This window comes from Rhizobium lentis (genome assembly GCF_017352135.1).
In the GTDB taxonomy this organism is placed as follows: domain Bacteria; phylum Pseudomonadota; class Alphaproteobacteria; order Rhizobiales; family Rhizobiaceae; genus Rhizobium; species Rhizobium lentis.
In genome coordinates, this window is record NZ_CP071454.1 from 1,450,052 (window position 1) to 1,473,802 (window position 23,751).

Below are 23,751 nucleotides of genomic sequence, written 5' to 3' on the forward strand. Positions count from 1 at the left end.
CCGCAATCAGCGTATAATCACGATTCATGACCATGGGCCATACGACACGCAACCCGATTCGCCAGGACCCGGAGCTTGATCGTCCGGCGGGCCTGCCGCCGCGGCGCGGCCCGATCCGCCGTCTGCTGCGTTGGTGCGGCTTTGGGTGCGTTCTGGCGGTCGCCCTGTTATTCGGCGGCTTCCTCCGATTTGCCGATTCCGTCACAACTCTGAAGCCCCCCGTCGAACCGAAGGCGGATGCGATCGTCGTGCTGACAGGCGGCTACCAGCGCATCGATCAGGCCGTGGAACTGCTGCAGAAGGGCGCCGGCAAACGGCTGCTGATCTCGGGCGTCCACCCGACAACGACGACGGCGCAGATTCGCAAGATGACGCAAAGCCCGGCCGATCTTTTCTCCTGCTGCGTCGATATCGGCCATGACGCGATAGACACGATCGGCAACGCCGAGGAGACCTCTAACTGGATCCACGCCAAGGGATACAGAAGCGTCCTCGTTGTCACCAACAATTATCATATGCCGCGGACCCTCGCAGAACTCTCCTATGTCGATCCGGACATCGAGTTCATCCCCTATCCGGTGGTCAATTCGGATTTGAAGACCCGCAACTGGTTCACCGACCCCAACGCGATGCGGGTCATGCTCGCCGAATATGCAAAGGTGCTATTAACCGGCGCCCGCAACGTCACCGGCTTCGGCCGCCATACCGGGCTGCGCTCGGCAAATGTCTCGGCCGCAGACTGACGCTTTTGCATTGACGCATCATCAAACGCTTTTTATGACGGGCAATATCGTGTAGGCCGGGTCGCGTGAGCATGCCTCGGGAAAATTTCATGATCGCCCTGCGTTCCGTCATCTTCAACACGATCTTCTATGCCAACCTCATCATCCGGATGATCGTGCTCTCGCCATATTATTTTGTGGTGCCGCGCCTGACCGCCTATGAAATCCCGAAGAACTGGGCCCGCTCCAACCACTGGCTCATGCGCGTGATCATCGGCACGACTTTTGAGATCGAGGGGTTGGAAAACCTGCCGGACGGCAGTTACATCCTGGCGCCGAAACATCAATCCTTCTGGGACACCTATGCGCTGCTGCCCAGGCTCAAGGACCCGGTCTACATCCTGAAGCGCGAGCTGATGTGGATCCCGCTCTTTGGTTGGTACGCGAAGAAGCAGCGCATGATCCCGGTCGATCGCGGCGCCCGCGGCAAGGTGATGGTGGAAGTGCTGAAACGCACCAGGGAGGAGCTGTCGACCGGCCGCCAGCTCATCATCTATCCCGAGGGCACGCGCCGTCCGCCGGGCGCGGAACCGCTCTATAAATACGGCATCGCCCGCATGTACCGCGACCTTGGCATTCCCGTCGTGCCCGTTGCCATGCATCCCGGCCTCTTCTGGCCGCGGCGCAGCATCCGTCGCTATCCCGGCCACTTCAAAGTCAGGATCCTGCCGCCGATCATGCCCGGAATGGACCCCGATGCCTTCTTCGCCCATCTGATCGAGGTAACTGAACGGGCAAGCGACGAGCTGCTCCTCGACACCGTCGAGCGCAATCCGCATCTGCCCTTGCCGCCGACGACGGTCGCCAGGCTGGCCGAGCTTCGTAAAGTCAAGGCGGCGACGGCCTGATCAGCCAGCCCGCAGCCGCTCCACCTCGTGGACGACCTGCTCCAACCACGGGTCGCGAATGCCCATCTGTCTGAGATGCGCAAGCGTATTGAAGACATAGGCATCGTTCGGGCCGGACTGACCCCTGGCCTCGTGCACCACCCGCGCGGCCGCGAGCGCATCGAGTGTACCGGCATATTGCTCGTGGTCGCGATCAGCGACGTAGGTCACCGCCTCCACTCGGCCGCCACCGGCAAACTGCAGCCGAACCCGGCGCTCCAGATAGACGTTGGTGACGAGCTCGCGGGCGCGCAGATAATCGATCACCTCGTCCCATTTGTTCGGCGAAATACGGAACGCCATCCCGCGGCAGGCTCCGCCCCTGTCGAGGCCGAGAACGAGGCCGGGATTGTCGCGCGTGCCGCGATGGACGAAGGAGCGCACGCACAGCGAACGCCTGTAACCACGCACCAGAGCCTCTGCCCGCTCCAGGAACTCGAAGCCCGGATTCCACATCAGCGAACCGTAGCCAAACACCCAAAATTCGTCCATATCGCACGCCAGACCGGAATCACTTTGCGATTCACCATTGGAGAACATCATGGCAGCGTCAAGCCGATCCGGCAGCAGCCAAACCGGCAGCGGCAAGAAATTCTGGTTGCTGGGCGGAGGCGTCCTCCTGGTAATCGCGCTTTATACCGCCGCCTGGTTCTATGCCGCGTCGGCGTTGAAGACGACGGTGCTGAAAGCAATCGCACCAGGCAATCAGGCAGGCGTCAGGGGCGAATGCGCCGATATCGAATTCCGCGGCTATCCCTTCCGCATCGGCCTGTTCTGCTCCAAGATCGATGTCGACGACAACGTCAACGGCGTCTCGGCCACCTTCGGCGCGCTGCGCTCGGCGGCACAGGTCTATGCGCCGGGCCATATCATGTGGGAGCTCGATTCGCCGGCGGAAATCCGCACCGGCAACGGCTTCTCGATCTCGGCCCAATGGGCGAACCTGCAATCGAGCCTCGCAACCCGGTTGAAGGGCATCGACCGCAGTTCAACGGTCATCGAGGGCCTGAAGGCGACGGCAGTCTCCTCCCTCACCGGCCAGACTATCAGCTTCGATGCCGCCCACACCGAAATTCATCTCCGACAGAATGGAACCGATCTCGACGGCGCGATTTCCGTGCAGGATGCAAACACGGCGATCAAGGACTGGCCGCAGATATTCCCCAAACTTTCCGCCAGCATCGATTTGACCGTCGCCGGCAAGGCTGGCCTGATCGATGGCAGCGACCCGAACGGCCTCAATGGTTCTGCCGGCGAACTGCGCCGCATCGTTGCCGATATCGGCGACGGCAAGGTGATGACGCTCACGGGACCTTTTTCGTTCGACGAGCAGGGCTTTCTCTCCGGGAAATTCAAGCTGGAAATCGAACGGCTCGGCCCCTGGGGCGACAGCCTGAAGCAGGCCTTCCCCGATATTGCCTCGACCGTCAACACGGCGACGAAGATGCTGAAGGCGCTGGCCGGCGGCAGCGACAAGGTCTCCGTCGATCTCATCGTCGACCACGGTGATGCCACCGTCAGCGGCTTTATTCCGCTCGGTAAGATTCCGCCGATCTAACCAATCCGCTTGATGAAAAACACTTCCGGCACCGATTGCAGACCGGGCAGCTCGACCGCGCCGGTTTCGGTAAACCCATTGCGGCGGTGCCAGTCCTGAGGACGGCTCTCATCGCATTCGCTCGACGTCATCAGCAGTCGGGCGCCCTCGCCGCGCATGGCTGCCTCCCAGGCGAAAAACAGCGCGGTGCCGACGCCAGAACGGCGATAGCCGGGCAGAACGCGGATCATTTCCATATAGGGAACCCTGCCCCAGAAGCGGGAGAAACGCAGGAAGCCGACAATTTCGCCGCCCTCTTTGGCAATCAGATATTCGCCGAGCGCCACGCATCGCGATACCCACGCCTTGCCGGCGCTGGCATCCTCGCGAGCCAGCCAGTCGATATCCGCCTGACTTGCGCTCGCCACCTCCACCATCGCGGGCCGCTACTTCTTATCCAACGCGTGGGGGCGGCCGAAGTCGGGTGCGTCGACATCCTGGCCGGCCTGGACGATAGAGCGACGAATGGCGCGCGTGCGGGTGAAGAGTTCGAAAATCTTGTCCCCCTCGCCCCAGCGGATGGCGCGCTGCAGATAGGCGAGATCCTCCGAGAAGCGCGCCAGCATTTCCAGGATCGCATCGCGATTGTGCAGGCAGACGTCGCGCCACATCGTTGGATCGGAGGCGGCGAGACGGGTGAAATCGCGAAAGCCGGAGGCCGAATATTTGATGACTTCAGACTCCGTCACCGTCTCCAGATCGTCGGCGGTGCCGACGATATTGTAGGCGATGATATGCGGCAGGTGCGAGACGATCGCGAGCACCTTGTCGTGGTGCTCCGCATCCATCTCGTCAACCTTCGAGCCCAGCGCCTCCCAAAAGCCGCGCAGCCGTTTCAGCGCCGTCTCGTCGGTGCCGGCAATCGGCGTGAAGATGCACCAGCGGCCTTCGAAAAGGCCGGGGAAACCGGCATCCGGGCCCGATTTCTCGGTGCCGGCCAACGGATGGCCGGGAATGAAATGCACATTGTCAGGCATATGCGGCTGCATCTGCGCGATGACCGACGCTTTGGTGGAGCCGACATCGGTGACAACAGCCCCGGGCTTCAGGCTTCCCGCAATTTCCTTCGCCACGCTTTCCGAAGCGCCGACCGGCACCGAGACGATCACCAGATCGGCATCCCGGACGGCCTCCGGTGAAGACGTCGTGTAACGATCGCCGAGGCCGAGCTCTTCGGCGCGCCTCAGCGTATCGGCACTGCGCGTCGCGACGACGATCTCTTTGGCAAGCCCGAGCCGCCTGATGTCGTGGGCGAGCGAAGAGCCGATCAGGCCGATGCCGATCAGCGCGATGCGATCGAACAGCACGCTCATGCCTGCCGTCCCATGAATTCACCGAGTGCGGCGATGACGCCGCGGTTGGCCTCCTCAGGACCGATGCTCATGCGCAGTGCATTCGAAAAGCCGTAGCTGCGCACGGCGCGCAGGATGTACCCGCGGCTCGTCAGCAGCTCGTCGGCGTCGGCCGCGCGCTTGCCGTCGATATCAGGGAAATGGATGAGGACGAAATTGGCGACCGACGGCGTCACTTGCAGCCCGATCGCCTCGAGGGCCTCCGTCAGCGACTCCACCCACATCTGGTTGTAAGAGACGGCCTGCTGGACGAAGGCCTGGTCGCGAATCGCCGCGGCACCGGCGGCGATCGCCGCCGCATTCAGGTTGAACGGGGCGCGGACACGGTTCACGGCGTCGACGATCTCCGCCGGCGCATACATCCAACCGACGCGGAGCGCCGCAAGACCGTAAGCCTTCGAAAAGGTGCGGGTCATCACCACGTTGGAATTGGAAGACACGATCTCGATGCCGGCTTCATAATCGTTGCGGCGCACATATTCGGCGTAAGCCGCATCGAGCACCAGCACGACATGTTTCGGCAGCCCGGCCTGCAGACGGCGGATTTCGCTCACGGGGACGTAGGTGCCTGTGGGATTACCGGGGTTGGCGATGAAGACGATCTTGGTTCTTCCGGTGACCGCGGCAAGGATAGCGTCGACGTCGACCGTATAGTCTTTTTCCTTGACGACGACCGGCGTGGCGCCAGCGCCCTGAATTTGGATCTTGTAGACGAGGAAGCCGTGTTCGGTGATGATGCCCTCGTCGCCGGCGCCGAGATAGACATGGCAAAGCAGACCCAGCAGTTCGTCGGAACCGTTGCCGCAGAGGATGTTCGCCGGATTGAGGCCATGCACGGCGGCGATCGCCTCGCGCAGTTCGATCGCCTGCCCATCGGGATAACGCCCGAGATTATCGGCAACCGCCTTGACGGCCTCTATAGCTTTCGGGCTGGCGCCGAGCGGCGTTTCGTTGGACGAAAGCTTGTAGACGCGGGCCACGCCCGGCGCATGTTCCTTGCCCGGCACATAGGATGCGATATCGAGAATACCGGGACGCGGAACGGGCTTGCTCATCTCAACGCTCATGGGTCGACCTTGGATTTTCCGGAAAATGACCAAGTGGCATTAAAGCGGAATGTGGTTCTTGTCGAGAGCCGGAAGCGGCGTCACCGGCTGCGTGTTGTCGGCACGCCATGCGGTGCGAGAACCGGCACGAAGACGCGGCGAGAGGCGCGCGCGGCGACCGGCAGACCCTGATAGAGCCGCTTCTGCGCCTCGACGATGATGACGCCCGAGAAAGCCGGCCACAGCGTCCGGCCAATGCGCTCGAAGGCGCGGCGAAGGCGCAGGATGGTCCTGAGTTTCGAGGGCGGAAAGAACAGCGCTTCGGCGGTCGCGCCCGGCGTGAAGTTCGTCTCGCGCAGCAGATGCGTCAGCTGACCGCGGGAATAGGGCCGGCCCGAACCGAAAGGCGTATGCTCCATGCGGGCCCAGACGCCGCGTCGGTTGGGCACGACGATAACAAGCCGTCCACCCGGAGCCAGCACCCGCCAGAGCTCCTTCAGCGTCTCGCGCGGACTTTCGGCGAATTCGAGCGAATGCACCATCAGCACCCGGTCGATCGAGGAATCCGGCAGCGGCAGTTCCTCATCGAAAATCAGCGTCGTCGACGACAGCGAGCCCATCGGCCAGTTCACCGCCCCCTGCCCGGCCGGCATGAAGGCGAAGGTGCGTTCGGTATCAGCCTGGAAGCGGTCGAGGAAGGGCACTGCATAACCGAGGCCAACCAGCCGCTCCTGCGGCAGGCGCACCCACAGCGAAGACAGTGCCATGGCGATCGACTGCTCGGCAAAACGCCCGAGGTCGGAGTGATAGAACTGACGTAGGTCGACGATATCGGCGTGCATTGCGACAAATGTTATCAGCGGGCGGTTGGACTTCAAGGCCGGAACCTCTACATTCCCGCAAGACTCGCAGGACAAGGGATTATTGAACGATGAAACCTTTGGAATTAGACGTTTTTCTCTGCCGCACCGATAATTTCGGCGTTCTCGTACACGACCCTGAGACGGGGTTTACCGTGGCGATCGACGCGCCGGAGGAGCGGCCGATCCTGGAAGCGGCGACACGCCGAGGCTGGAAGATCACCCATATCTTCACCACCCATCACCACACGGATCATGTCGCCGCCAATCTGGCGCTGAAGGAGCAGTTCGACTGCGAGATCATCGGCCCGATCAACGAGGCCATTGCCATTCCCGGCCTCGACCGGACGATGGCCGACGGCGACAGCTTCCTGTTCGGCGATCACACGGTCAAGGTCATCGAAACACCAGGTCACACCGCTGGCCACATCTGCTATCACTTCGTCGACGACAAGCTGCTGTTTGCCGCCGACACGCTGTTTGCGCTCGGTTGCGGCCGCCTGTTCGAACGTCCCGCCGCCGACATGTGGCACTCCCTGCAGAAGCTCGCCGTGCTGCCGGATGAGACTGCGGTCTATTTCGGTCACGAATATACGCTGGCGAATGCCCGCTTCGCACTGACTGTTGACCCCGACAATGAGCGCCTGAAGAGCCGCGCCGCCGAGATCGAGGCCCTGCGCGCCGAGGGCAAATTCACCATTCCGACGACGCTGGGGCTGGAGAAGGAAACCAATCCGTTCCTGCGCGCCGCCGATCCGGCGATCCGCCGCAATCTGATCATGGAAGGCAAGACGAACGAGGAGGTCTTTGCCGAGATCCGCAAGCGCAAGGACAATTTCTGATGGCGCCTGAGGAGATTATCCGCGCGCTCGGCATGGAGCCACATCCGGAGGGCGGCTGGTACGTGCAGACATTCCGCGACACGTCGGGCGGCGAGCGCGGCCATTCGACGGCGATCTATTATCTGCTGACAAGGGGACAGCGTTCGCACTGGCATCGCGTCCGCGACGCGGTCGAGGTCTGGCATTATTACGCCGGTGCGCCGCTCTCGCTGCACCGCTCGCAGGACGGGGCAGCAAGCGAGACCCTCACCCTCGGCACCAACCTCTCAGCCGGCGAACGACCGCAGGCGATTGTTCCAGCCAATTGGTGGCAATCGGCCGAAACGCGCGGCGATTTCACCCTGGTTGGCTGCACCGTCTCACCCGGCTTCGAATTTTCGAGTTTCGAGATGGCGCCGCCGGATTGGAAGCCCGGCGGGTAAAACTCACTCGGCAGCCACAGGGCGCGCCGGATTTTTGCGGCGGAACATGTCCTGGGCCGCCAGCACTGCCCCGCCGGTGACAAGCAGGCAGGCGAGCGCGATGCGCCAGCTCGGCTCGGCAAAGCCGAACAGCGTCAGGATAAGCGTCGACAGCAACGGTGCGGCATAACTTGCCGCACCGAGGATCTGGATATCGCCGTTCTTGACCCCATGGTCCCAGGCGTAGAAGGCAGCTCCCACAGGCAAGAGCCCGAGCCCGATGACGGCGACCCATTCGAAAATTGTCGCCGGCCAGACGGTCTGCTCCAGGCCGAGATGGCAGAAGAGCGACAGGACGGACGTGGCAAGGCAAAAGCCGGTAACGACATCGGTGGAAACGGCTTCGAAACGCCGGGTCAGCAGCGAGTAGCCCGACCAGGTAAAGGCGCAGAGAAAGGCAGCTCCATAACCGACCGCGTAGGCGCCGTCGAAATCGATGCCGTTGCGGCCGACAATCAGGAAGGTGCCGCAAAGCCCGGCAAGCGCGCCCGCCACGTGATACCAGCGCAACCGTTCTCCCGGCAGCAGTGCCGAGCCGACGACGATCAGGAGCGGCCAGAGATAGGCGATCAAGCCCGCCTCCACCGCCGGCGCGTTCCTGAGTGCGGTGAAATACAGGAAATGATAGCCGAACAAGCCTGCAATGCCCGTTATCCAGACCTTTGGCGGCTGTTTCAGCAGCGCCAGGCGCGCGGGATTGAAGATAAGCATGACGAGGCCGGGAATGCTGCCGATCGCAAAGCAGACGGCCGAAAGCTGGAACGGCGGCATCTTCCCGGAGCCGGCCGTCAAAAGTGCAAGGAACGACCACATCACAATGGCCGTAAAACCGATCGCCGTCGCGCGAAACTTCACCTCTCCCCCTTTACGGAGGCAAAAGCTCCGTCAGCTGACGCTGCCATATTTCACCGCAGTGATCGTCACCATTCCATATTCGGTTGGAATGCGCACATAGACAGGAGCATATACATTTGCCGCGTCCGACTTGGCAAACCAGATCTCCATGCGATCGCTCCTGCTGAGATAGTCTATATCCTTGCGGCCCTTCTTATAGCCCGAGCGCGGAATGAAGCGCACGCCGCAGACGAGCGCCTTGCCCTTGAAGCCGTCGGTCGAAAAATCCTCGTCGCCCTTTGGCGAGAGCACCAGATCCATGCGCGTCTCGCCGTCGAAGATCGGCAGCGTCTGCGAGCAGACCTTGGTATCGCCGGTGAAAATCAGGCCGGAAATCGGATCGAGAACCGATCGCATGTCACGCGGCGTGACGTCGATCCAGTTCTTCGGCCGCTTCGGCGGTGGCGTCGTCGTCGCCGAGATGATGTTGCCGTTGCGGTAGCTGACCTCGTAGACGCGGGCCTTCTTGCCGCTCTTGTAGTAGAGCGAATACTTCACTGCCTGCAGCCGATCGTTACGGACGACGCCGGTAACGCTGGTTTTGGCCCGGATCGTCTTGACGAGGTCGGCCAGGCCGGCAGAATTGATATCACCGGCGATCTTGTAAGAGTGATCGTCCTCGATCTGCGTCAGAAAAGCCGCGCGCGCGATCGGCAGGCCGGCAAGCGTCACCCGGTAGACCGTCTGGTGCTGGATTTCGGCCGCCGATGCCGGTATGGCAAGAAGTGCGGCGATGGCCGAAATGAAAATTCGTCTGCCCGAATGAGCCATGAGTGAAGCCTTGTCTGCCGTGCGTCGCCAGCCCTTGCCGTGTGCTCTATACTCCTGCCCTGAAGAGAAGAAAACAGCAGCTTTTTGACAGAATTGCGGGAAAGGCCAAGGTTTGGCTTGACGCGGGCAGGCTCTCTGACTATAGAACCGCAACTTTCCAATCATGCCTGTTGGATTGCGAGCCTGGTTTTGCCGGAGATTGCAATTTAATGGCCCGAGAAAAACAAGAATAGGTGTTCCATGTCCCGCGTGTGCGAATTGACCGGCAAGGCCGTCCTGACTGGTAACAATGTCAGCCATGCCAACAACAAGACCAAGCGCCGGTTCCTGCCGAACCTGTGCCAGGTAACGCTGATTTCCGACGCTCTCAACCAGCGCTATCGTCTTCGCGTTTCGGCTGCTGCTCTTCGTTCCGTCGAGCATCGCGGTGGCCTCGATGCCTTCCTGCTGAAGGCTAGCGAAAATGAACTGTCGATGCGCGCTCGTCTGCTGCGTCGCCAGATCGTCAAGAAGACCGCCGAAGCCGCATAAGCTTCGACATCTTTTTCATACCGATTCGAAAGGCTTGCACGGATGATCTCCGGTCAGGCCTTTTGCTTTGTCGGCTCGTCGCTCCAACTGGTGGCATCACCCAGGATAAAAAAATGCTGAAGACCCGCTACACACTTGCCTATGTCGCGCTGATGACGCTTGTCGTCGTTGCCTCCAACTTCCTCGTCCAGTTTCCGCTGAAGGTCGAAGTCGCCGGCATCAATCTCGCCGACATCCTGACTTGGGGAGCCTTTTCCTATCCGGTCGCCTTCCTGATTACCGACCTGACCAACCGCCAGTTCGGCCCGCAGGCGGCCCGCAAGGTCGTCCTTGCCGGCTTTGTCGTCGGCGTGACGCTGTCCTTCTTCACCGCGGCGCCACGTATCGCCATCGCCTCCGGCTCGGCCTATCTCGCCGGGCAGCTGCTCGATATCGCCGTTTTCAACCGCCTGCGCCGTCAGGCCTGGTGGCGCGCGCCGCTCCTCGGTTCGCTGATCGGTTCGGCGCTGGATACGGTGATGTTCTTCTCGCTGTCCTTTGCCCCGTTTTTCGTCTTCCTCGGCCCGAACGAGCCCTTCGCCCTGGAAGCAGCTCCTATCCTCGGCGTCTTCGCCGCCGAGGCCCCGCGCTGGATTTCCTGGGCGATCGGCGATTTCGCCGTCAAGATGATCGTCGGTCTGATCATGCTGCTGCCCTATGGCGCGCTGATGAACGTATTGCGGCCGATGCAGCCCGCCCGAGCCGGCTGAACCGGGCGAGGCATCAACGACGCCGGATCGCGCCTGCGGCGATGGCCGGATGCAGCAGAACCTCGGCAACCAGATCATCGATATCTCGTGAGGAATCGAGCCGCAAGACCGGCGCCGTCTGCGTTTCCAGCCACTGCTCATGCGCCGCGAGACTGCGGCGTTCCGGTCCGGCCGTGTCGTAAGTCGCCGCCCATTCCAGAAACTGTCCGCTTTTCACCTCCATGTCGCCGCCGGCCCCGATCCTGTCTCCGTATCGGGCAATCTCCCGCGCACGGATCCGCGCCATCCGAAGCTCCGGCTCGATCTTGAGGAAGACGATCAGATCATAGAGCGGCTCGATCTGCCCGCCCCATTTCAGCGCCGATCCGGAGAGCACCCAGCCGTCATGCCTGCCAGCCTCCGCAAGCAGCAGCCGGATTCGTTCGTCGGCCTCCCGCGGCGTCGTGAATGGCGGGTCGGTCAGCAGCCAGAAGAAATCGTCAGTATCGAGATGGGCGATAACGAGCCGTTCGGCGAGCATATGGCCGAGCGATGTCGTGCCGGAACCGGATGCACCCGTGACATGGATATGCACGATGATCTCCTCCGTAGACTGCTTTCTCAATTCGGCACCCGGAATAACCGAGGCATGTGACGTCAATCTGACGCCCCGATCAATCGGGTCCCTTCGTCGAGCCGGAACTCCAGCATCAGATTGCGCTGCAGGATCGAGTGGTTGTCGTCCGACACCAGAATGATGTGGGTCGTGCCGTCGGCGGCCTGGAAAGCGTCAAGTCCTTCCATATTGTCGATCTGCGTGTTGAAATTGCCTTCGAGCAGCAAGTCTCCGGCAACGACGGCGCCGGGCCCGATATCGGCGCCTTTGATGCGTCGAAGCCGCATGCCGATGCCTTCCGCCATATTGAACCGCCGCTCCAGCAGCAAGAGATCGCCGTCCGGCAGGAAGGCGCCGTCGGTGACGTCGAAACTGCCGTCCCGCTTGATCGAGAACAGACCTTTCAGCGGCCCGTTGAGGATAGCCGCAATCCGGTTGCCCTCGCTGTCGAGACCGCGCTCGGAGACGATGACCACACCGCCCTGCAACGGGCTGGAGGCGGGCGCCACGGTAATGGTTTCGATACCGCGATTGTCGCTCAGCATATCGCGCGGGATGAGGATCGGCAGGGTGGCGATGGCGCGCGATTGCTCAAAGCCTTGATCGGGATAGACGTCGACGCGATGGGCCTGCTCGAAAGACACCAGTATCCGGTCGCCGTCGAGCGCCAGTCCCTCGGCATCCATATAACCCTTGCCCTCGAGGCTGCGGCCGGCGCGGTTCTTCATCGGCGTGATCTCGACACCCGAAAGGCGCGAAAGCCTGCCCTTGGCATCGCGCTCGATGTTGCCGGTCAGCCACTGCCCGGTATCGAGCACGACGACGAAATGTTTTTGATCCTGCCGGAAACGAATCGCCGAAAGCGAGCCGAACAAGGCTCTGCTGGACACCATCTCCAGCCCGCCGAGAAATTCCAGCGATCCGAATTTGGTCTCCGAGAAGCCGATCCTGAAATCCGTGATTTGCCGGCTAATGACCGGCACCTCGTTGCCGGCCCACGAAGGATAAGTGCCGGCTGCGATGAACAAAGCAGTCGCCGCCGCGCGATAAAGCCGTTTGACCGTCATGTTCCTCCAGCGGCGTCAGCCGGCACGGCGTAGCCGGCTGCCGCGCGGCTGGGCGGATTGATCTTCGAAGAGCGAGGCAAGCTGTTCGGTCATCGCGCCGGCAAGCTCGTCCGCATCGACGATCGTCACGGCACGGCGATAGTAGCGCGTCACGTCGTGACCGATGCCGATCGCCAGCAATTCCACCGGCGAGCGCGTCTCGATCTGTTCGATGACGGCGCGCAGATGCCGCTCGAGATAATTGCCCGGATTGACCGACAGCGTCGAATCGTCCACCGGCGCGCCGTCCGAGATCATCATCAGGATACGCCGTTGCTCGCGGCGCGCGAGCAGGCGATTATGGGCCCAGATCAGCGCCTCGCCGTCGATATTCTCTTTGAGCAGGCCCTCGCGCATCATCAGCCCGAGATTGGCGCGCGCCCGCCGCCACGGCGCGTCGGCCGACTTGTAGATGATGTGGCGCAGGTCGTTGAGACGGCCCGGCGTCTGCGGCTTACCGCCGGCAAGCCAGGTTTCGCGCGCCTGCCCGCCCTTCCATGCCTTTGTCGTAAAGCCGAGGATCTCGACCTTGACGCCGCAGCGTTCCAGCGTGCGAGCCAGAATGTCGGCGCATGTGGCGGCAACGGTGATCGGCCGGCCGCGCATCGAGCCGGAATTGTCGATGAGCAGGGTGACGACGGTATCGCGGAACTGGGTGTCGCGCTCCATCTTGAAGGAGAGCGGCTGCATCGGATCGATGATGATGCGCTGCAGCCGGGCGGTGTCGAGATAACCCTCTTCCAGATCGAAATCCCAGGAACGGTTCTGCTGGGCCATCAGGCGGCGTTGCAGCCGATTGGCGAGCCGCCCGACCGCGCCCTGCAGATGCGCCAGCTGCTTGTCGAGGAAGGCGCGCAGGCGCTCCAGCTCGGCGGCATCGCACAGCTCCTCGGCGGTGATGATCTCGTCGAACTCTTCGGTATAGACGTGATAATCGACCTTTTCGTTGAAGTCGGCAAAAGGTGTGTTCGGACGGCGGGTCTCGCCCGGCGTTTCCGAATCGTCCTCGCCTTCCTCCATCATGTCGTCGTCGGAGATTTCGGCGCCTTCGGTCTCGCCGTCCTCCATCTGCTCGTCGGAGACTTCGCTGTCCTCGACGGGGGCGGCATCGGTGCCGGCATCTTCGTCGACCTCGTCCTGGTCCTGCTCGTCGCCGCTCGGCTGGTCTTCCTGTTCCGACTGATCGTCATTGTCGGCCTCGCTGTCGTCGTCGCCGTACTCCTCGGCCATCTCCATGGCCGACAGCATGTTGCGGATAACCTTGGCGAAGGCCTGCTGGTCGTTGATCGCCTCCGACAGGTTGTCGAACTCGGAGCCGGCCTTGTCCTCGATGAAGCTGCGCCAGAGATCCAGAACTTTGCCGGCGGAAGCAGGCGGACGCTCGCCGGTCAGCTTCTCGCGCACCATCATCGCCACGGCTTCGCCGACCGGTGCGTCTTCCTGGCGCTCGATGCCGGTGAAATTGGCCTTGGAATATTTCTCCTCGGTCATGGAGCGCAGATTCGCAGCCATGCCCTCCATGCGTAGCGCGCCGATCGATTCGACCCGCGCCTGCTCCACCGCATCGAAGATCGCCCGGGCATCCGAGCCCTGCGGCGCCATCGTCGCATGCACCTTCTCGTCGTGGCAGGCCAGCCGCAGCGCCATGGAATCGCCGAGCCCTCGGGTGACCGCCAGCTCATGCGCCGTCGGCCGCTTGGAAAGCTCCGGCAGCCGGATGCGCTCGCCGGTCATCCCCGGCCGTTCGTTGGCGAAGGTCACCTCGACATCGCCGTCGCCAGCGATCGAGCGTACGCAACCTGATATCGCCCGGCGCAGTGGCTCCGCGTCGACGGGCGCGCCGGGCTTTGCTTTCGAATTGTCACCGCGAGCTGCCATGATCGGTCGGGCCTCAGGCTCCGAGAACGATGTTGGCGGCGCTTTCCTTCAACTCGACGCCGAAGGCGCGCTGATAGTGCTCGGCGACCAGCGGGCGCTCCAGTTCGTCGCACTTGTTGAGGAAGGTAACGCGGAAGGCGAAGGCCAGATCGCCGAAGATTTCGGCGTTCTCGGCCCAGGTGATGACCGTGCGCGGGCTCATGACGGTCGACAGATCGCCATTCATGAAGGCGGCGCGCGTCAGGTCGGCCACGCGAACCATCTTCGAAACGATCTCGCGGCCGTTCTTGTCCTTGCCGAAGCTCTTCACCTTGGCGGCGACGATATTCACTTCGTGATCGTGCGGCAGGTAGTTCAGCGTCGTCACGATCGACCAGCGGTCCATCTGCGCCTGGTTGATCTGCTGCGTGCCATGGTAGAGGCCTGTGGTATCGCCGAGACCGATCGTGTTGGCGGTGGCAAACAGGCGGAAAGCCGGGTGCGGCCGTATGACGCGGCTCTGGTCGAGCAAAGTCAGGCGGCCGGAAGATTCGAGCACGCGCTGGATGACGAACATCACGTCGGGACGACCGGCATCATATTCGTCGAAGACGAGCGCGACGTTGTGCTGATAGGCCCAGGGCAGGATACCGTCCTTGAATTCGGTGACCTGCAGCCCGTCCTTGACGACGATGGCATCCTTGCCGACGAGATCGATACGGCTGACATGGCTGTCGAGGTTGATACGCACGCAAGGCCAGTTGAGCCGCGCCGCCACCTGCTCGATATGCGAGGACTTGCCCGTGCCGTGATAGCCGGAGATCATCACGCGGCGGTTATGCGCGAAGCCTGCGAGAATGGCGAGCGTCGTCTCGCGGTCGAACAGGTAGTCGGGATCGAGATCCGGCACATAGGCGTCACCCTTGCTGTAGGCAGGAACGCGGATGTCGGAATCGATGCCGAAGGTCTCGCGGACCGAAACGGTAGTATCGGGCAGTTCTGAAATATCGAGGTCGATCTTGCTCATCATGTCTCCAAGGCGGGTGAAGCCACCCGGCCAAACTGTCTCAGGCCATGTCGCAACCGTGACGCCGCGATTTTATTCCGCGCCCGTCCAGGTCGGAACGTCGGCGATACTTCTCCGGGACTGAAACGAAACCTCGGCGGGATGATGACCGCGTGCGAGCATTCTTGAAAGAGTCCCGGACAAGAAACGCCGCGTCCGGAAGGTCGGCCGAGGCGATGTCGGGAAAACACGCAGATAGGAGCCGCGTTTGCCTGCGGCCTCAGCCGATTTGGACCATACCCGATTGAAGCCCAAGAGCAAGGACGGGAATTAACAAAAACCGTTCTGCTTCAACAATTGATACGCCTGGATGACGGCGCGGAAACGCTCTTCCGAGCCGCGGTCGCCGCCATTGGCATCCGGATGGTGCTTCTTGACCAGCTCCTTGTAGCGGCTCTTGATCTCCGCCGAGGTCGCGTTGGCGTGGAGACCCATCGTGTCGAAGGCTTTGCTTTCGAGCGATTTCAGCTTGCGCGCCTGGGGAAAGCGCGGCCCGCTGCCCTTGCCGCCTTCCTTGACGAAGCCGAAGGGATCGCGAACGCGCGAGTAGGCGCCGGAGCGCACCTCGGAATGCAGCGGGCTGTCCTTGGCCGACTTATTGACGCCGACGGTCCATGTCGGTCGATGGCCGGTGATCGCCTCTTTCTGGTAGCGCGCGATCTCGCCGTCCGAAAGGCCGGAGAAATAATTATAGCCCTTATTGTATTCCTTGACGTGCTCGAAGCAGAACAAAAAGAACTGGCCTTCCGCATTGCGCCCCACCGGAGCGCGATGCGCACCTTTCTTATCGCAGCCGTCCCATTGACAGGTAGGCGGCGCCTGCTCTGTCTCCTGCTCGCGTTTGCGGCGTGTGCGGATGCGATCGAAGTATTTTGAATCAAGTCTCATGGCGGCGCTAATTATGGGGCTGTCGCGAGGCGACAACAAGAATTGACAAATGGGAATGTTGCTGGCTTGGTGGGAACCCTTTTCGCGAAGCAGCAAGACCGGATGATGACCCTGCGGACCCGCATCGAAGAAAAACTTATCGAAGCCTTCGCGCCCGAACGCTTGAGCGTCATCGACGAAAGCCATCTGCATGCCGGCCACCAGCCTGACATCACGGGCACCGGCGAAACCCACATGCGGGTGAGGATCGTTTCGACTAAATTTGCCGGCCTCTCCCGCCTGGCGCGCCACCGGGCGATCACCGATCTGTTGAAACCGGAGCTCGATGCCGGCCTGCACGCGCTGGCCGTCGAACCGGCGGCACCTGGTGAACCCACCCGCTGGTAGCGGCACAGCAGCCTATATGGGTATAAGGCGCAGGCAATCCAACCGGATCACACCGGTTTTGTGTCGCCTTCCTGCGCGGGGCGGATGCGCAGCTTGGTGATGCGGTTTTTCTCCCGCTTCATCACGACGAAACGTTTGCCGTAGAAGGTGAAGGCCTGACGCTCTTCCGGGATGGTCATCGATTCATGGATGACGAGGCCGGCGATGGTTGTCGCCTCCTCGTCGGGCAGGTTCCAGTCGAGCGCGCGGTTGAGATCGCGGATCGGCACGCTGCCGTCGACGACGACGGAACCGTCAGCTTCCTGGCGCACCCCCTGCATCTCGATATCGTGCTCGTCGGAAATGTCGCCGACGATTTCTTCGAGAATATCCTCCAGCGTGACGATGCCCTGGACCTCGCCATACTCGTCGACGACGACGGCAAAATGCTGCTTGCGCCGCAGGAAGGCGTTGAGCTGATCCTCGAGATTGGTGCTGTCGGGCACGAACCACGGCTTCTGCGCAATCTTCACGATATCGAGATTCTGCGGCTCCATGTTCGGCTCGGCAAGCGCCCGCAGGAGATCCTTGGCGTGGACCACGCCGATGATGTTGTCGATCGTGCCGCGCCACAGCGGCATGCGCGTATAGGGACTTTCGAGGATGGCGCGCACGACCGCCTCCGGCGGATCGTCGGCATTGATCGCCCGCATCTTGGTGCGGTGAACCATGATGTCGGAAAGTTCCAGCTCGCCGAGATCCAGCACGCCGCCGAGCCGGTCGCGATCGGCCTTCACCACCGACCCCTCGCGGTGCAGGAGATCGACGGCGCCGCGCAGTTCCTCATGCGCCGTCAACATCGATATCTCTCGCGACAGATTGATGCCGAACAGTGAAAGAATCCGCCGGACCACACCATTGACGAAGGAGGAAATCGGCCCGACGACAGCGACGAAGAGCCTGGTCGGAAGGGCTACGGCGAGCGCGAAGCGTTCCGGCGTCGATATCGCCCAGCTCTTCGGCAGCACTTCCGCGAAGATGACGAGGATGACGGTCATGGCAAGCGTCGCCAGCGCCACGCCGGAACTGCCGAACAGCCCGAGCAAGAGGCTTGTCGCGATCGAGGAGGAGAGGATATTGGCAAGATTGTTGCCGATCAGCAGCGCGCCGATCAGCCGGTCGCGCCTTTCGATCAGCCGGCGCACGAGACCGGCGCGTTCGTCGCCGTTCACTTCGAGCGTATGGATGCGGCTGCGCGATACGGCGGTGAGCGCGGTCTCCGTGCCGGAAAAGAAGGCGGACATCAGCACGAGCGCGGCGATCGAAAGAATCTCCGGCCAGTGTGCCGCGAGAAATTCCAAAGCGCCTTCGATCGTCATCAGCCGTGTTTTTCCCTGAGAAAGCTGAGGACCTCGGACGCCGGGACATCATCGGCGACGAAGGATTGGCCGATGCCGCGCGTCAGGATGAAGGTAAGCTTGCCGCTCTTGACCTTCTTGTCCTGCGCGATCGCCTCCATCAGTGTTTCGGCCGGCGGCAGTTCCCCAGGAATGTCAGACATGCGGGTCGGCAGGCCGACCTCGTTCAGATGCCGCTCGACGCGCCGCGCATCGTCGGGGCTCGCAAGGTTCATGCGTGCGGAAAACTCATGCGCCAGCACCATGCCGATCGACACACCCTCGCCGTGCACGAGGCGGCGGCTGTCATAGGCGGTCGCCGCTTCCAGGGCATGGCCGAACGTATGGCCGAGGTTGAGCAACGCCCGCTGACCGGTCTCACGCTCGTCGGCGACGACGACGTCGGCCTTCGCCTGGCAGCTCGTGGCGATCGCCTCGATGCGAGCGGAGCTGCCCGCAAACACGGCCTTCCAGTTCGTTTCCAGCCAGGAGAAGAAATCCGGCTTGTCGATCAGCCCGTATTTCGCGACCTCGGCGTAACCGGCGCGAAATTCGCGCTCGCTCAGCGTATTCAGCACATCTGTATCGGCCAGCACCAGGTCCGGCTGATGGAACACGCCGACGAGGTTTTTGCCATGGCGGGAATTGATGCCGGTCTTGCCGCCGACGGAGGAATCGACCTGCGCCAGCAACGAGGTCGGCACTTGCACGAAGCGCACGCCGCGCCGGACGATGCCGGCGGCAAAACCCGAGAGGTCACCGATGACGCCGCCGCCGAGGGCGATGACGCAGTCGTTGCGCTCGACGCGGGCTTCGAGCACCTTGTCGCAGACCGTGATCAGATGTTCGAAGCTCTTCGTCTTCTCGCCAGCCGGCAGGACGACCCCGGCGGAGGCAATGCCCGCCGCATCAAGGCTCGCGACGAGGGCGTCGAGATAGGGCGGCGCGACATTTTCGTCGGTGACGACAGCCGCCTTGCGGCCTTTCAGGCGGGAGGCGATCTCGGCGCCGGCACGCGCAATCAGCCCCGGCCCGATCAGGATGTCGTAGGCGCGCTCGCCGAGCGGCACATGCACCGTCTGGACTGATGAGGTGGAGCTTATCGCATTCATGACGCTGCACTTTCTTTCTGTTCGACCACGGCCTTCAGTACCTCGTCCGCCATGATTTCCTTGCGCACGTCGCGCGAAAGCACGGTGAGATCGGCCTGCGCATAGACCGGATAACGCGCGTTCATCAAGTTTTCGAGGGTCTGCTTCGGATTTTCTGTCTTGAGCAGCGGCCGCGTGTCGCGTTTGTTGACCCGCTCCCAGAGCACGTCGAGATCCGCCTTCAGCCAGACCGAAACGCCGCCCTTCTTGATATGCCTGCGCGTGCGCTCGTTGATGAAGGCGCCGCCGCCCGTGGAGACGACGCGTGGCCCGCTCTTTAACAGGCGCTTTATCACCCGCGTTTCCAGCGCCCGGAACTCTTCCTCGCCATAGGCTGCGAAGAGTTCGGGGATCGTCATACGTGACACCCGTTCGATTTCGTGGTCGCTGTCGATGAAGGGAATGCCGAGCTGGCTGGCGACGATGCGCCCGACGGAGGATTTCCCCGCACCCATCAGGCCGACGAGGATCAGATTGCGTGAACCGAGCGCGGCGCGAGCTCTGTCTTTCAGGCTGTCAGCAACGGTCAGCAGTGGTTCACTCATCGGTCCATTCACACTTTGTTTGCAAACGGTATCGACAAATGCAAGTGGAGCGTCAAGCCGCGGACAAGGGAATCATGGCTTGAGTACCGCTTCTTGCACTTGCGGATACGCTTCTTATAACAGAAGCAGAGCATGAGGAGTTGCCGGATGCCGACCCTGTTCCGTTTCCTGTTCGTCTGCGCGATCCTCGCCGGGACGGTTTACGGAGCGATGTGGGCGCTCGTGACCTTCGTGGAACCGCAGCAGCGCGACGTGACGATCCGTATCCCCTCCGAGCGGGTCAACCCGCCTGCGACGGGCACGATCGACACGACCGGCAGGTGAGCGCGACGATGGATCTCAGCCGCGTCCACGTGGAATCCTTCCTGGAAATGATGAGCGCCGAACGTGGCGCCGCCGCCAATACGCTGCAATCCTATGAGCGCGACCTCGACGACATCAGCGCTTTCCTGAACAGCCGCAGCATAAGGTTGACCGAAGCCGCCTCCACCGATCTGGCCGCCTATCTCGCCTCGCTCGCCCGCCAGGGCTTCAAGCCTTCCTCGCAGGCGCGCCGGCTTGCCGCCATGCGGCAATTCTACAAGTTCCTCTACGCTGAAGGCCTTCGGACCGACGACCCCACAGGCGTTCTCGATGCGCCGAAAAAGGGGCGCGCGTTGCCGAAGACGATGGGGGTCGAAGAGGTCGGCAGGCTGCTTTCCCAAGCGCAGACCGAGGCCAACGACCCGGCTCCGGGCCAGTTGCAGCGCCTGCGTATGCTGGCGCTCCTGGAACTGCTCTATGCCACAGGCATGCGCGTCAGCGAACTCGTGTCGCTTCCTGCCCGTGTGCTCGATCAGGAGGGCCGCTTCCTGATGATCCGCGGCAAGGGCAACAAGGAACGGCTGGTGCCGCTGTCGCACTCGGCGATTGCAGCCCTGAAGTCGTATGGGCGCCTGCTGGCGGCCGAAAATGCAGCAGTAAAGGAACCGCAGCAAAGCCCCTGGCTGTTTCCCGCCGCCTCCAAGGAGGGATATCTGCCGCGCCAGGTCTTCGCGCGCGACCTCAAGAACCTGGCGATCCGCGCCGGGCTGACGCCGTCGCTGATATCGCCGCATGTCATGCGCCATGCCTTCGCCAGTCATCTGCTTGCCAACGGCGCCGACCTGCGCGTCGTGCAGGAACTCCTCGGCCATTCGGACATTTCGACCACACAGATCTACACCCATGTCCTCGAAGAGAGGCTTCAGCAGCTGGTCCAGACGCACCACCCCCTTGCCAAACAGGCGAAAAAGCACGAATAGGACCGGCGACAAGGGGCGGAGCCAGGAAAACGCCCCGTGGCACAAGGAACGGAAACGCACCTCATGCACAATTATCTCGACTTCGAAAAGCCGATCTCCGACCTCGAAGGCAAGATTATCGAGCTGAAGAAGCTCGCAATGGAAGACGAGAGCATCGACACGACCGATGAGATCGGCAGGCTCGAGGTTCGCGTCCGTGAGGCCATCGTCGAAATCTATTCCAAGCTCAATGCCTGGCAGAAGACGCAAGTGGCCCGCCATCCGCAACGCCCGCATTTCGTTGATTACGCCAAGACGCTGTTCCAGGAATTCACGCCGCTTGCCGGCGACCGCAAGTTTTCCGAGGACGCCGCAATTCAGGCAGGCCTCGCCCGCTTCCGTGGTCAGCCCGTGGCCGTCATCGGCCAGGAAAAGGGCAATGACACCAAGACCCGCCTGAAACACAATTTCGGCAGCCCGCGTCCGGAAGGCTACCGCAAGGCGATCCGCATCCTTGAAATGGCCGATCGTTTCAGCCTGCCTGTCATTTCGCTGGTGGATACGGCAGGCGCCTATCCCGGCGTCGGCGCCGAAGAGCGCGGCCAGGCCGAGGCGATTGCCCGCTCGACGGAAATGTGTCTCGGCGTCAAGGTTCCCCTCGTTTCCGTCGTCATCGGCGAAGGCGGCTCGGGCGGAGCGATCGCGATCGCCACCGGCAACAGGGTCTATATGCTCGAGCATTCGATCTACAGCGTTATTTCGCCGGAAGGCGCGGCTTCCATCCTCTGGCGTGATTCCACCCGCGCCCGGGAAGCGGCGACCAACATGAAGATCACCGCCGAAGACCTGAAATCGCTCGGCGTCATCGACGGCATCATCTCCGAGCCCTCGGCGGCGCCCACCGCGATCCCGACAGCGTCATCGCCGCAACCGGCGATGTGATCGCCAATGCGCTTGGTGAAATGGCATCCCGCTCCGGCGAACAATTGCGCAACGAGCGGCGCCAGAAATTCCTCAATATGGGCCGCAATCTGTAAGCTCAGCCGCAACTGTTGAGCGATTGAGGCCAAACCTTGGCCACATTGTTGTTATCTCTAACATTGCGCTTGCGGGGGCGTTTCCTGACACGTCATAGGCTGTTAAGCATTTGTGAAGTATAAGCCGCCTATGATTCCGCTTCGTGCCCGGACTCCATAGGCGGACCGGGTCGCATTATCTTTATGGGCTAGTTTGGATGCGCATACGTCATTTTGCCTATGTTTCCCTGATGGCGCTGGCTCTGACCGGCTGCAACGACGCGTTGGAAACCGCGCAGGTCGATCTCTCCAAGGTCAAGAACAAGGTCGAGCAGCCGCTCCCCCCACATATCCTCAATGCCATGGCCGCCAAGGGCATGGACCGCAATTCGCCGATCATGATTCGCATCTTCAAGGAAGAAGGTGCCATGGAGATCTGGAAGGCGAAGACCGACAACCGTTTCGAGAAAATCGCTGATTACAAGATCTGCGCCTGGTCGGGCCGCCTCGGTCCGAAGGTCAAGACCGGCGACCGGCAGGCGCCGGAAGGTTTCTACGATCTGACGCGCGCCAACCTGAACCCCAATTCGAAATATTATCTGGCGATCAACACCGGTTTCCCGAACCGCTACGACGCGGCGAACGGCCGCACCGGTTCCGATCTGATGATCCATGGTGCCTGCTCCTCCTCCGGCTGCTATTCGATGACCGACCAGCAGGTGCTGGAGATCTATGCCTTTGCCCGCGACGCCTTCAAGGGCGGTCAGTCGACCGTGCAGCTGCAGGCCTTCCCCTTCCGTATGACGGCGGAAAACATGGTCAAGCATCGCCTCGATCCGAACTACGACTTCTGGAAGATGCTGAAGGTCGGCTACGACAATTTCGAAGTGACGAAGCGCCCGCCTGAGGTGAACGTCTGCGAGAAGAAATATGTCTTCAACCAGCAGGCGACCGACGGCGGCGCCTTCAATGCCGCCGGCAAATGCCCTGCCATGTCGACGCCGCCGGCGCTGGCGGCCGCCCTTGCCTCCTACGGCAAGACCTATGATGCCGACTATGCCAAGGCGATGAGCAAATTTGAGGGCATGGCCTGGTACGATCCATCCGAGGCCGAGCGCAAGGCGGTGGTCGCCAAGCTGCGCAAGGGCCGCGAACTCGCCTTCGCGCCGACAGGCACCTCGCTCGAAGCCGGCCGCATGGTCAAGGTCGCCGAACTCGAGGACCTGATGGCCAAGCGCACCGCTCAGAGCCTCACCGCCAACTCCGCTGCAGGCGCGACACCTGCAGCGCCGGCCCAGCCCCAAGCAACGGCGCAGTCCCAGGCAACGGCCGTCGCCGCCGCAACACCGGCGGTCGTGCCGGTGCCGATGCAAAATCCGCTCGCCTATACCGCACCCGAACCGCAGGAAACGGCCGACGCCGCGGCAAAGAAGCCATTCTGGAAGTTCTGGGCGCGGAACTGAACGGCTTGAACCCCGTTCTCTACGATCTTCGCGGCCTGAAATGCCCGCTGCCCGTGATGAAAACACGCAGGAAGCTTGCCGCCATGGCAAGCGGCGCGCTCATCCTCGTCGATACCAGCGATCCGCTGGCGGTGATCGACATGCCGCATTTCTGCAATGAGGACGGGCACGAGCTGGTCGAGACGGAAAAAACTGAAAGCGGCCACCGCTTTCTGATCCGCAAGCGCTAGATCTCCATCCCAAACCGGCTGCCTCCGTGGCGGCGCC

General features: G+C 62.1%; 27 protein-coding genes and 1 pseudogene. 13 read left to right on the forward strand and 15 right to left on the reverse strand.

Features of this window, described 5'->3' with window-relative positions; genetic code table 11:
* Window positions 1–26 precede the first annotated feature (26 nt).
* A complete protein-coding gene (locus J0663_RS06950) occupies window positions 27–743 on the forward strand; it encodes a YdcF family protein (RefSeq protein WP_207243709.1) in 717 nt (238 codons plus the stop codon).
* A gap of 89 nt (window positions 744–832) precedes the next feature.
* Window positions 833–1,630: a lysophospholipid acyltransferase family protein gene (locus tag J0663_RS06955; RefSeq protein ID WP_207243710.1), complete on the forward strand. Its 798-nt coding sequence runs from the start codon at window positions 833–835 to the stop codon at window positions 1,628–1,630.
* Here the strand turns inward: J0663_RS06955 and J0663_RS06960 are convergent, their stop codons facing one another.
* On the reverse strand, window positions 1,631–2,161 hold the full coding sequence (locus J0663_RS06960) for a gamma-glutamylcyclotransferase (RefSeq protein WP_207243711.1): 531 nt from the start codon (window positions 2,159–2,161) through the stop codon (window positions 1,631–1,633). It lies immediately after the preceding gene.
* A gap of 49 nt (window positions 2,162–2,210) precedes the next feature.
* Here J0663_RS06960 and J0663_RS06965 point away from each other — a divergent pair, with 49 nt between their 5' ends.
* Window positions 2,211–3,227: a DUF2125 domain-containing protein gene (locus tag J0663_RS06965; protein ID WP_207243712.1), complete on the forward strand. Its 1,017-nt coding sequence runs from the start codon at window positions 2,211–2,213 to the stop codon at window positions 3,225–3,227.
* Here the strand turns inward: J0663_RS06965 and J0663_RS06970 are convergent.
* The 4 genes from J0663_RS06970 to J0663_RS06985 form a co-directional block, all read right to left on the reverse strand.
* Window positions 3,224–3,643: a GNAT family N-acetyltransferase gene (locus tag J0663_RS06970; RefSeq protein ID WP_207243713.1), complete on the reverse strand. Its 420-nt coding sequence runs from the start codon at window positions 3,641–3,643 to the stop codon at window positions 3,224–3,226. The two genes, J0663_RS06965 and J0663_RS06970, sit on opposite strands and share 4 nt — an antisense overlap.
* Window positions 3,644–3,652: 9 nt before the next feature.
* On the reverse strand, window positions 3,653–4,579 hold the full coding sequence (locus J0663_RS06975; RefSeq protein ID WP_207243714.1) for a prephenate/arogenate dehydrogenase family protein: 927 nt from the start codon (window positions 4,577–4,579) through the stop codon (window positions 3,653–3,655).
* The gene (gene hisC, locus J0663_RS06980) at window positions 4,576–5,673 is read right to left on the reverse strand and encodes a histidinol-phosphate transaminase (RefSeq protein WP_207243715.1); all 1,098 of its coding nucleotides are present in this window, start codon (window positions 5,671–5,673) and stop codon (window positions 4,576–4,578) included. Before hisC ends, J0663_RS06975 begins: the two co-directional genes overlap by 4 nt.
* Before the next feature lie 92 nt (window positions 5,674–5,765).
* Window positions 5,766–6,542 (reverse strand): class I SAM-dependent methyltransferase, encoded by a 777-nt coding sequence (locus J0663_RS06985; protein WP_207243716.1) that lies wholly within the window; start codon window positions 6,540–6,542, stop codon window positions 5,766–5,768.
* Between the two features lie 53 nt (window positions 6,543–6,595).
* On the opposite strand from J0663_RS06985, the gene gloB reads away from it, so the two are divergent.
* Entirely contained in the window at window positions 6,596–7,366 is a 771-nt protein-coding gene (gene gloB / locus J0663_RS06990; RefSeq protein WP_207243717.1) for a hydroxyacylglutathione hydrolase, read from the forward strand.
* Window positions 7,366–7,788, forward strand: a complete 423-nt coding sequence (locus tag J0663_RS06995) for a cupin domain-containing protein (protein ID WP_207243718.1) — start codon at window positions 7,366–7,368, stop codon at window positions 7,786–7,788. Before gloB ends, J0663_RS06995 begins: the two co-directional genes overlap by 1 nt.
* A gap of 3 nt (window positions 7,789–7,791) precedes the next feature.
* On the opposite strand, the gene yddG is transcribed toward J0663_RS06995, so the two are convergent.
* A complete protein-coding gene (gene yddG / locus J0663_RS07000) occupies window positions 7,792–8,682 on the reverse strand; it encodes an aromatic amino acid exporter YddG (RefSeq protein WP_207243719.1) in 891 nt (296 codons plus the stop codon).
* Window positions 8,683–8,712: 30 nt separating this feature from the next.
* Window positions 8,713–9,492, reverse strand: coding sequence for a DUF3108 domain-containing protein (locus J0663_RS07005; RefSeq protein WP_207243720.1), 780 nt, complete (start codon window positions 9,490–9,492; stop codon window positions 8,713–8,715).
* A gap of 240 nt (window positions 9,493–9,732) precedes the next feature.
* Between J0663_RS07005 and rpmB the strand changes: the two genes are divergently transcribed.
* Entirely contained in the window at window positions 9,733–10,023 is a 291-nt protein-coding gene (gene rpmB, locus J0663_RS07010; protein ID WP_168296664.1) for a 50S ribosomal protein L28, read from the forward strand.
* 113 nt (window positions 10,024–10,136) lie between these two features.
* A complete protein-coding gene (locus tag J0663_RS07015) occupies window positions 10,137–10,772 on the forward strand; it encodes a VUT family protein (protein WP_207243721.1) in 636 nt (211 codons plus the stop codon).
* Between the two features lie 13 nt (window positions 10,773–10,785).
* Here the strand turns inward: J0663_RS07015 and J0663_RS07020 are convergent, their stop codons facing one another.
* The 5 genes from J0663_RS07020 to J0663_RS07040 all read right to left on the reverse strand — a co-directional run bounded on the left by J0663_RS07020 (window position 10,786) and on the right by J0663_RS07040 (window position 16,284).
* The gene (locus J0663_RS07020) at window positions 10,786–11,349 is read right to left on the reverse strand and encodes an ATP-binding protein (RefSeq protein ID WP_207244453.1); all 564 of its coding nucleotides are present in this window, start codon (window positions 11,347–11,349) and stop codon (window positions 10,786–10,788) included.
* A 59-nt stretch (window positions 11,350–11,408) separates the two neighbouring features.
* Window positions 11,409–12,434, reverse strand: coding sequence for an esterase-like activity of phytase family protein (locus J0663_RS07025; RefSeq protein WP_207243722.1), 1,026 nt, complete (start codon window positions 12,432–12,434; stop codon window positions 11,409–11,411).
* A 15-nt stretch (window positions 12,435–12,449) separates the two neighbouring features.
* Complete coding sequence (gene cobT, locus J0663_RS07030; protein ID WP_207243723.1) at window positions 12,450–14,351, reverse strand: cobaltochelatase subunit CobT; 1,902 nt, start codon at window positions 14,349–14,351, stop codon at window positions 12,450–12,452.
* A gap of 13 nt (window positions 14,352–14,364) precedes the next feature.
* Window positions 14,365–15,357, reverse strand: coding sequence for a cobaltochelatase subunit CobS (gene cobS / locus J0663_RS07035; protein WP_207243724.1), 993 nt, complete (start codon window positions 15,355–15,357; stop codon window positions 14,365–14,367).
* Between the two features lie 309 nt (window positions 15,358–15,666).
* A complete protein-coding gene (locus J0663_RS07040) occupies window positions 15,667–16,284 on the reverse strand; it encodes a J domain-containing protein (RefSeq protein WP_085779650.1) in 618 nt (205 codons plus the stop codon).
* Between the two features lie 102 nt (window positions 16,285–16,386).
* Here J0663_RS07040 and J0663_RS07045 point away from each other — a divergent pair, with 102 nt between their 5' ends.
* Window positions 16,387–16,671: a BolA family protein gene (locus J0663_RS07045; protein ID WP_176536407.1), complete on the forward strand. Its 285-nt coding sequence runs from the start codon at window positions 16,387–16,389 to the stop codon at window positions 16,669–16,671.
* 47 nt (window positions 16,672–16,718) lie between these two features.
* On the opposite strand, the gene J0663_RS07050 is transcribed toward J0663_RS07045, so the two are convergent.
* From J0663_RS07050 to J0663_RS07060, 3 genes are read right to left on the reverse strand one after another with little or no spacing between them, the layout of a single operon-like run.
* Window positions 16,719–18,029: an HlyC/CorC family transporter gene (locus J0663_RS07050; RefSeq protein ID WP_207243725.1), complete on the reverse strand. Its 1,311-nt coding sequence runs from the start codon at window positions 18,027–18,029 to the stop codon at window positions 16,719–16,721.
* Complete coding sequence (aroB, locus tag J0663_RS07055; RefSeq protein ID WP_207243726.1) at window positions 18,029–19,159, reverse strand: 3-dehydroquinate synthase; 1,131 nt, start codon at window positions 19,157–19,159, stop codon at window positions 18,029–18,031. Before aroB ends, J0663_RS07050 begins: the two co-directional genes overlap by 1 nt.
* Window positions 19,156–19,743, reverse strand: a complete 588-nt coding sequence (locus J0663_RS07060) for a shikimate kinase (protein ID WP_207243727.1) — start codon at window positions 19,741–19,743, stop codon at window positions 19,156–19,158. The genes aroB and J0663_RS07060 overlap by 4 nt, the downstream gene beginning before the upstream one ends.
* Window positions 19,744–19,890: 147 nt before the next feature.
* Between J0663_RS07060 and J0663_RS07065 the strand changes: the two genes are divergently transcribed.
* From J0663_RS07065 to J0663_RS07085, 5 genes and pseudogenes are all read left to right on the forward strand, one after another.
* Complete coding sequence (locus J0663_RS07065) at window positions 19,891–20,067, forward strand: hypothetical protein (protein ID WP_207243728.1); 177 nt, start codon at window positions 19,891–19,893, stop codon at window positions 20,065–20,067.
* 8 nt (window positions 20,068–20,075) lie between these two features.
* The gene (gene xerD / locus J0663_RS07070) at window positions 20,076–21,026 is read left to right on the forward strand and encodes a site-specific tyrosine recombinase XerD (RefSeq protein ID WP_207243729.1); all 951 of its coding nucleotides are present in this window, start codon (window positions 20,076–20,078) and stop codon (window positions 21,024–21,026) included.
* A 63-nt stretch (window positions 21,027–21,089) separates the two neighbouring features.
* Window positions 21,090–22,042 (forward strand): annotated as a pseudogene (locus J0663_RS07075) (acetyl-CoA carboxylase carboxyltransferase subunit alpha).
* Window positions 22,043–22,239: 197 nt separating this feature from the next.
* On the forward strand, window positions 22,240–23,484 hold the full coding sequence (locus J0663_RS07080; protein WP_207243730.1) for a L,D-transpeptidase family protein: 1,245 nt from the start codon (window positions 22,240–22,242) through the stop codon (window positions 23,482–23,484).
* Between the two features lie 5 nt (window positions 23,485–23,489).
* A complete protein-coding gene (locus tag J0663_RS07085; RefSeq protein WP_012485421.1) occupies window positions 23,490–23,714 on the forward strand; it encodes a sulfurtransferase TusA family protein in 225 nt (74 codons plus the stop codon).
* The last annotated feature ends 37 nt before the right edge of the window (window positions 23,715–23,751 follow it).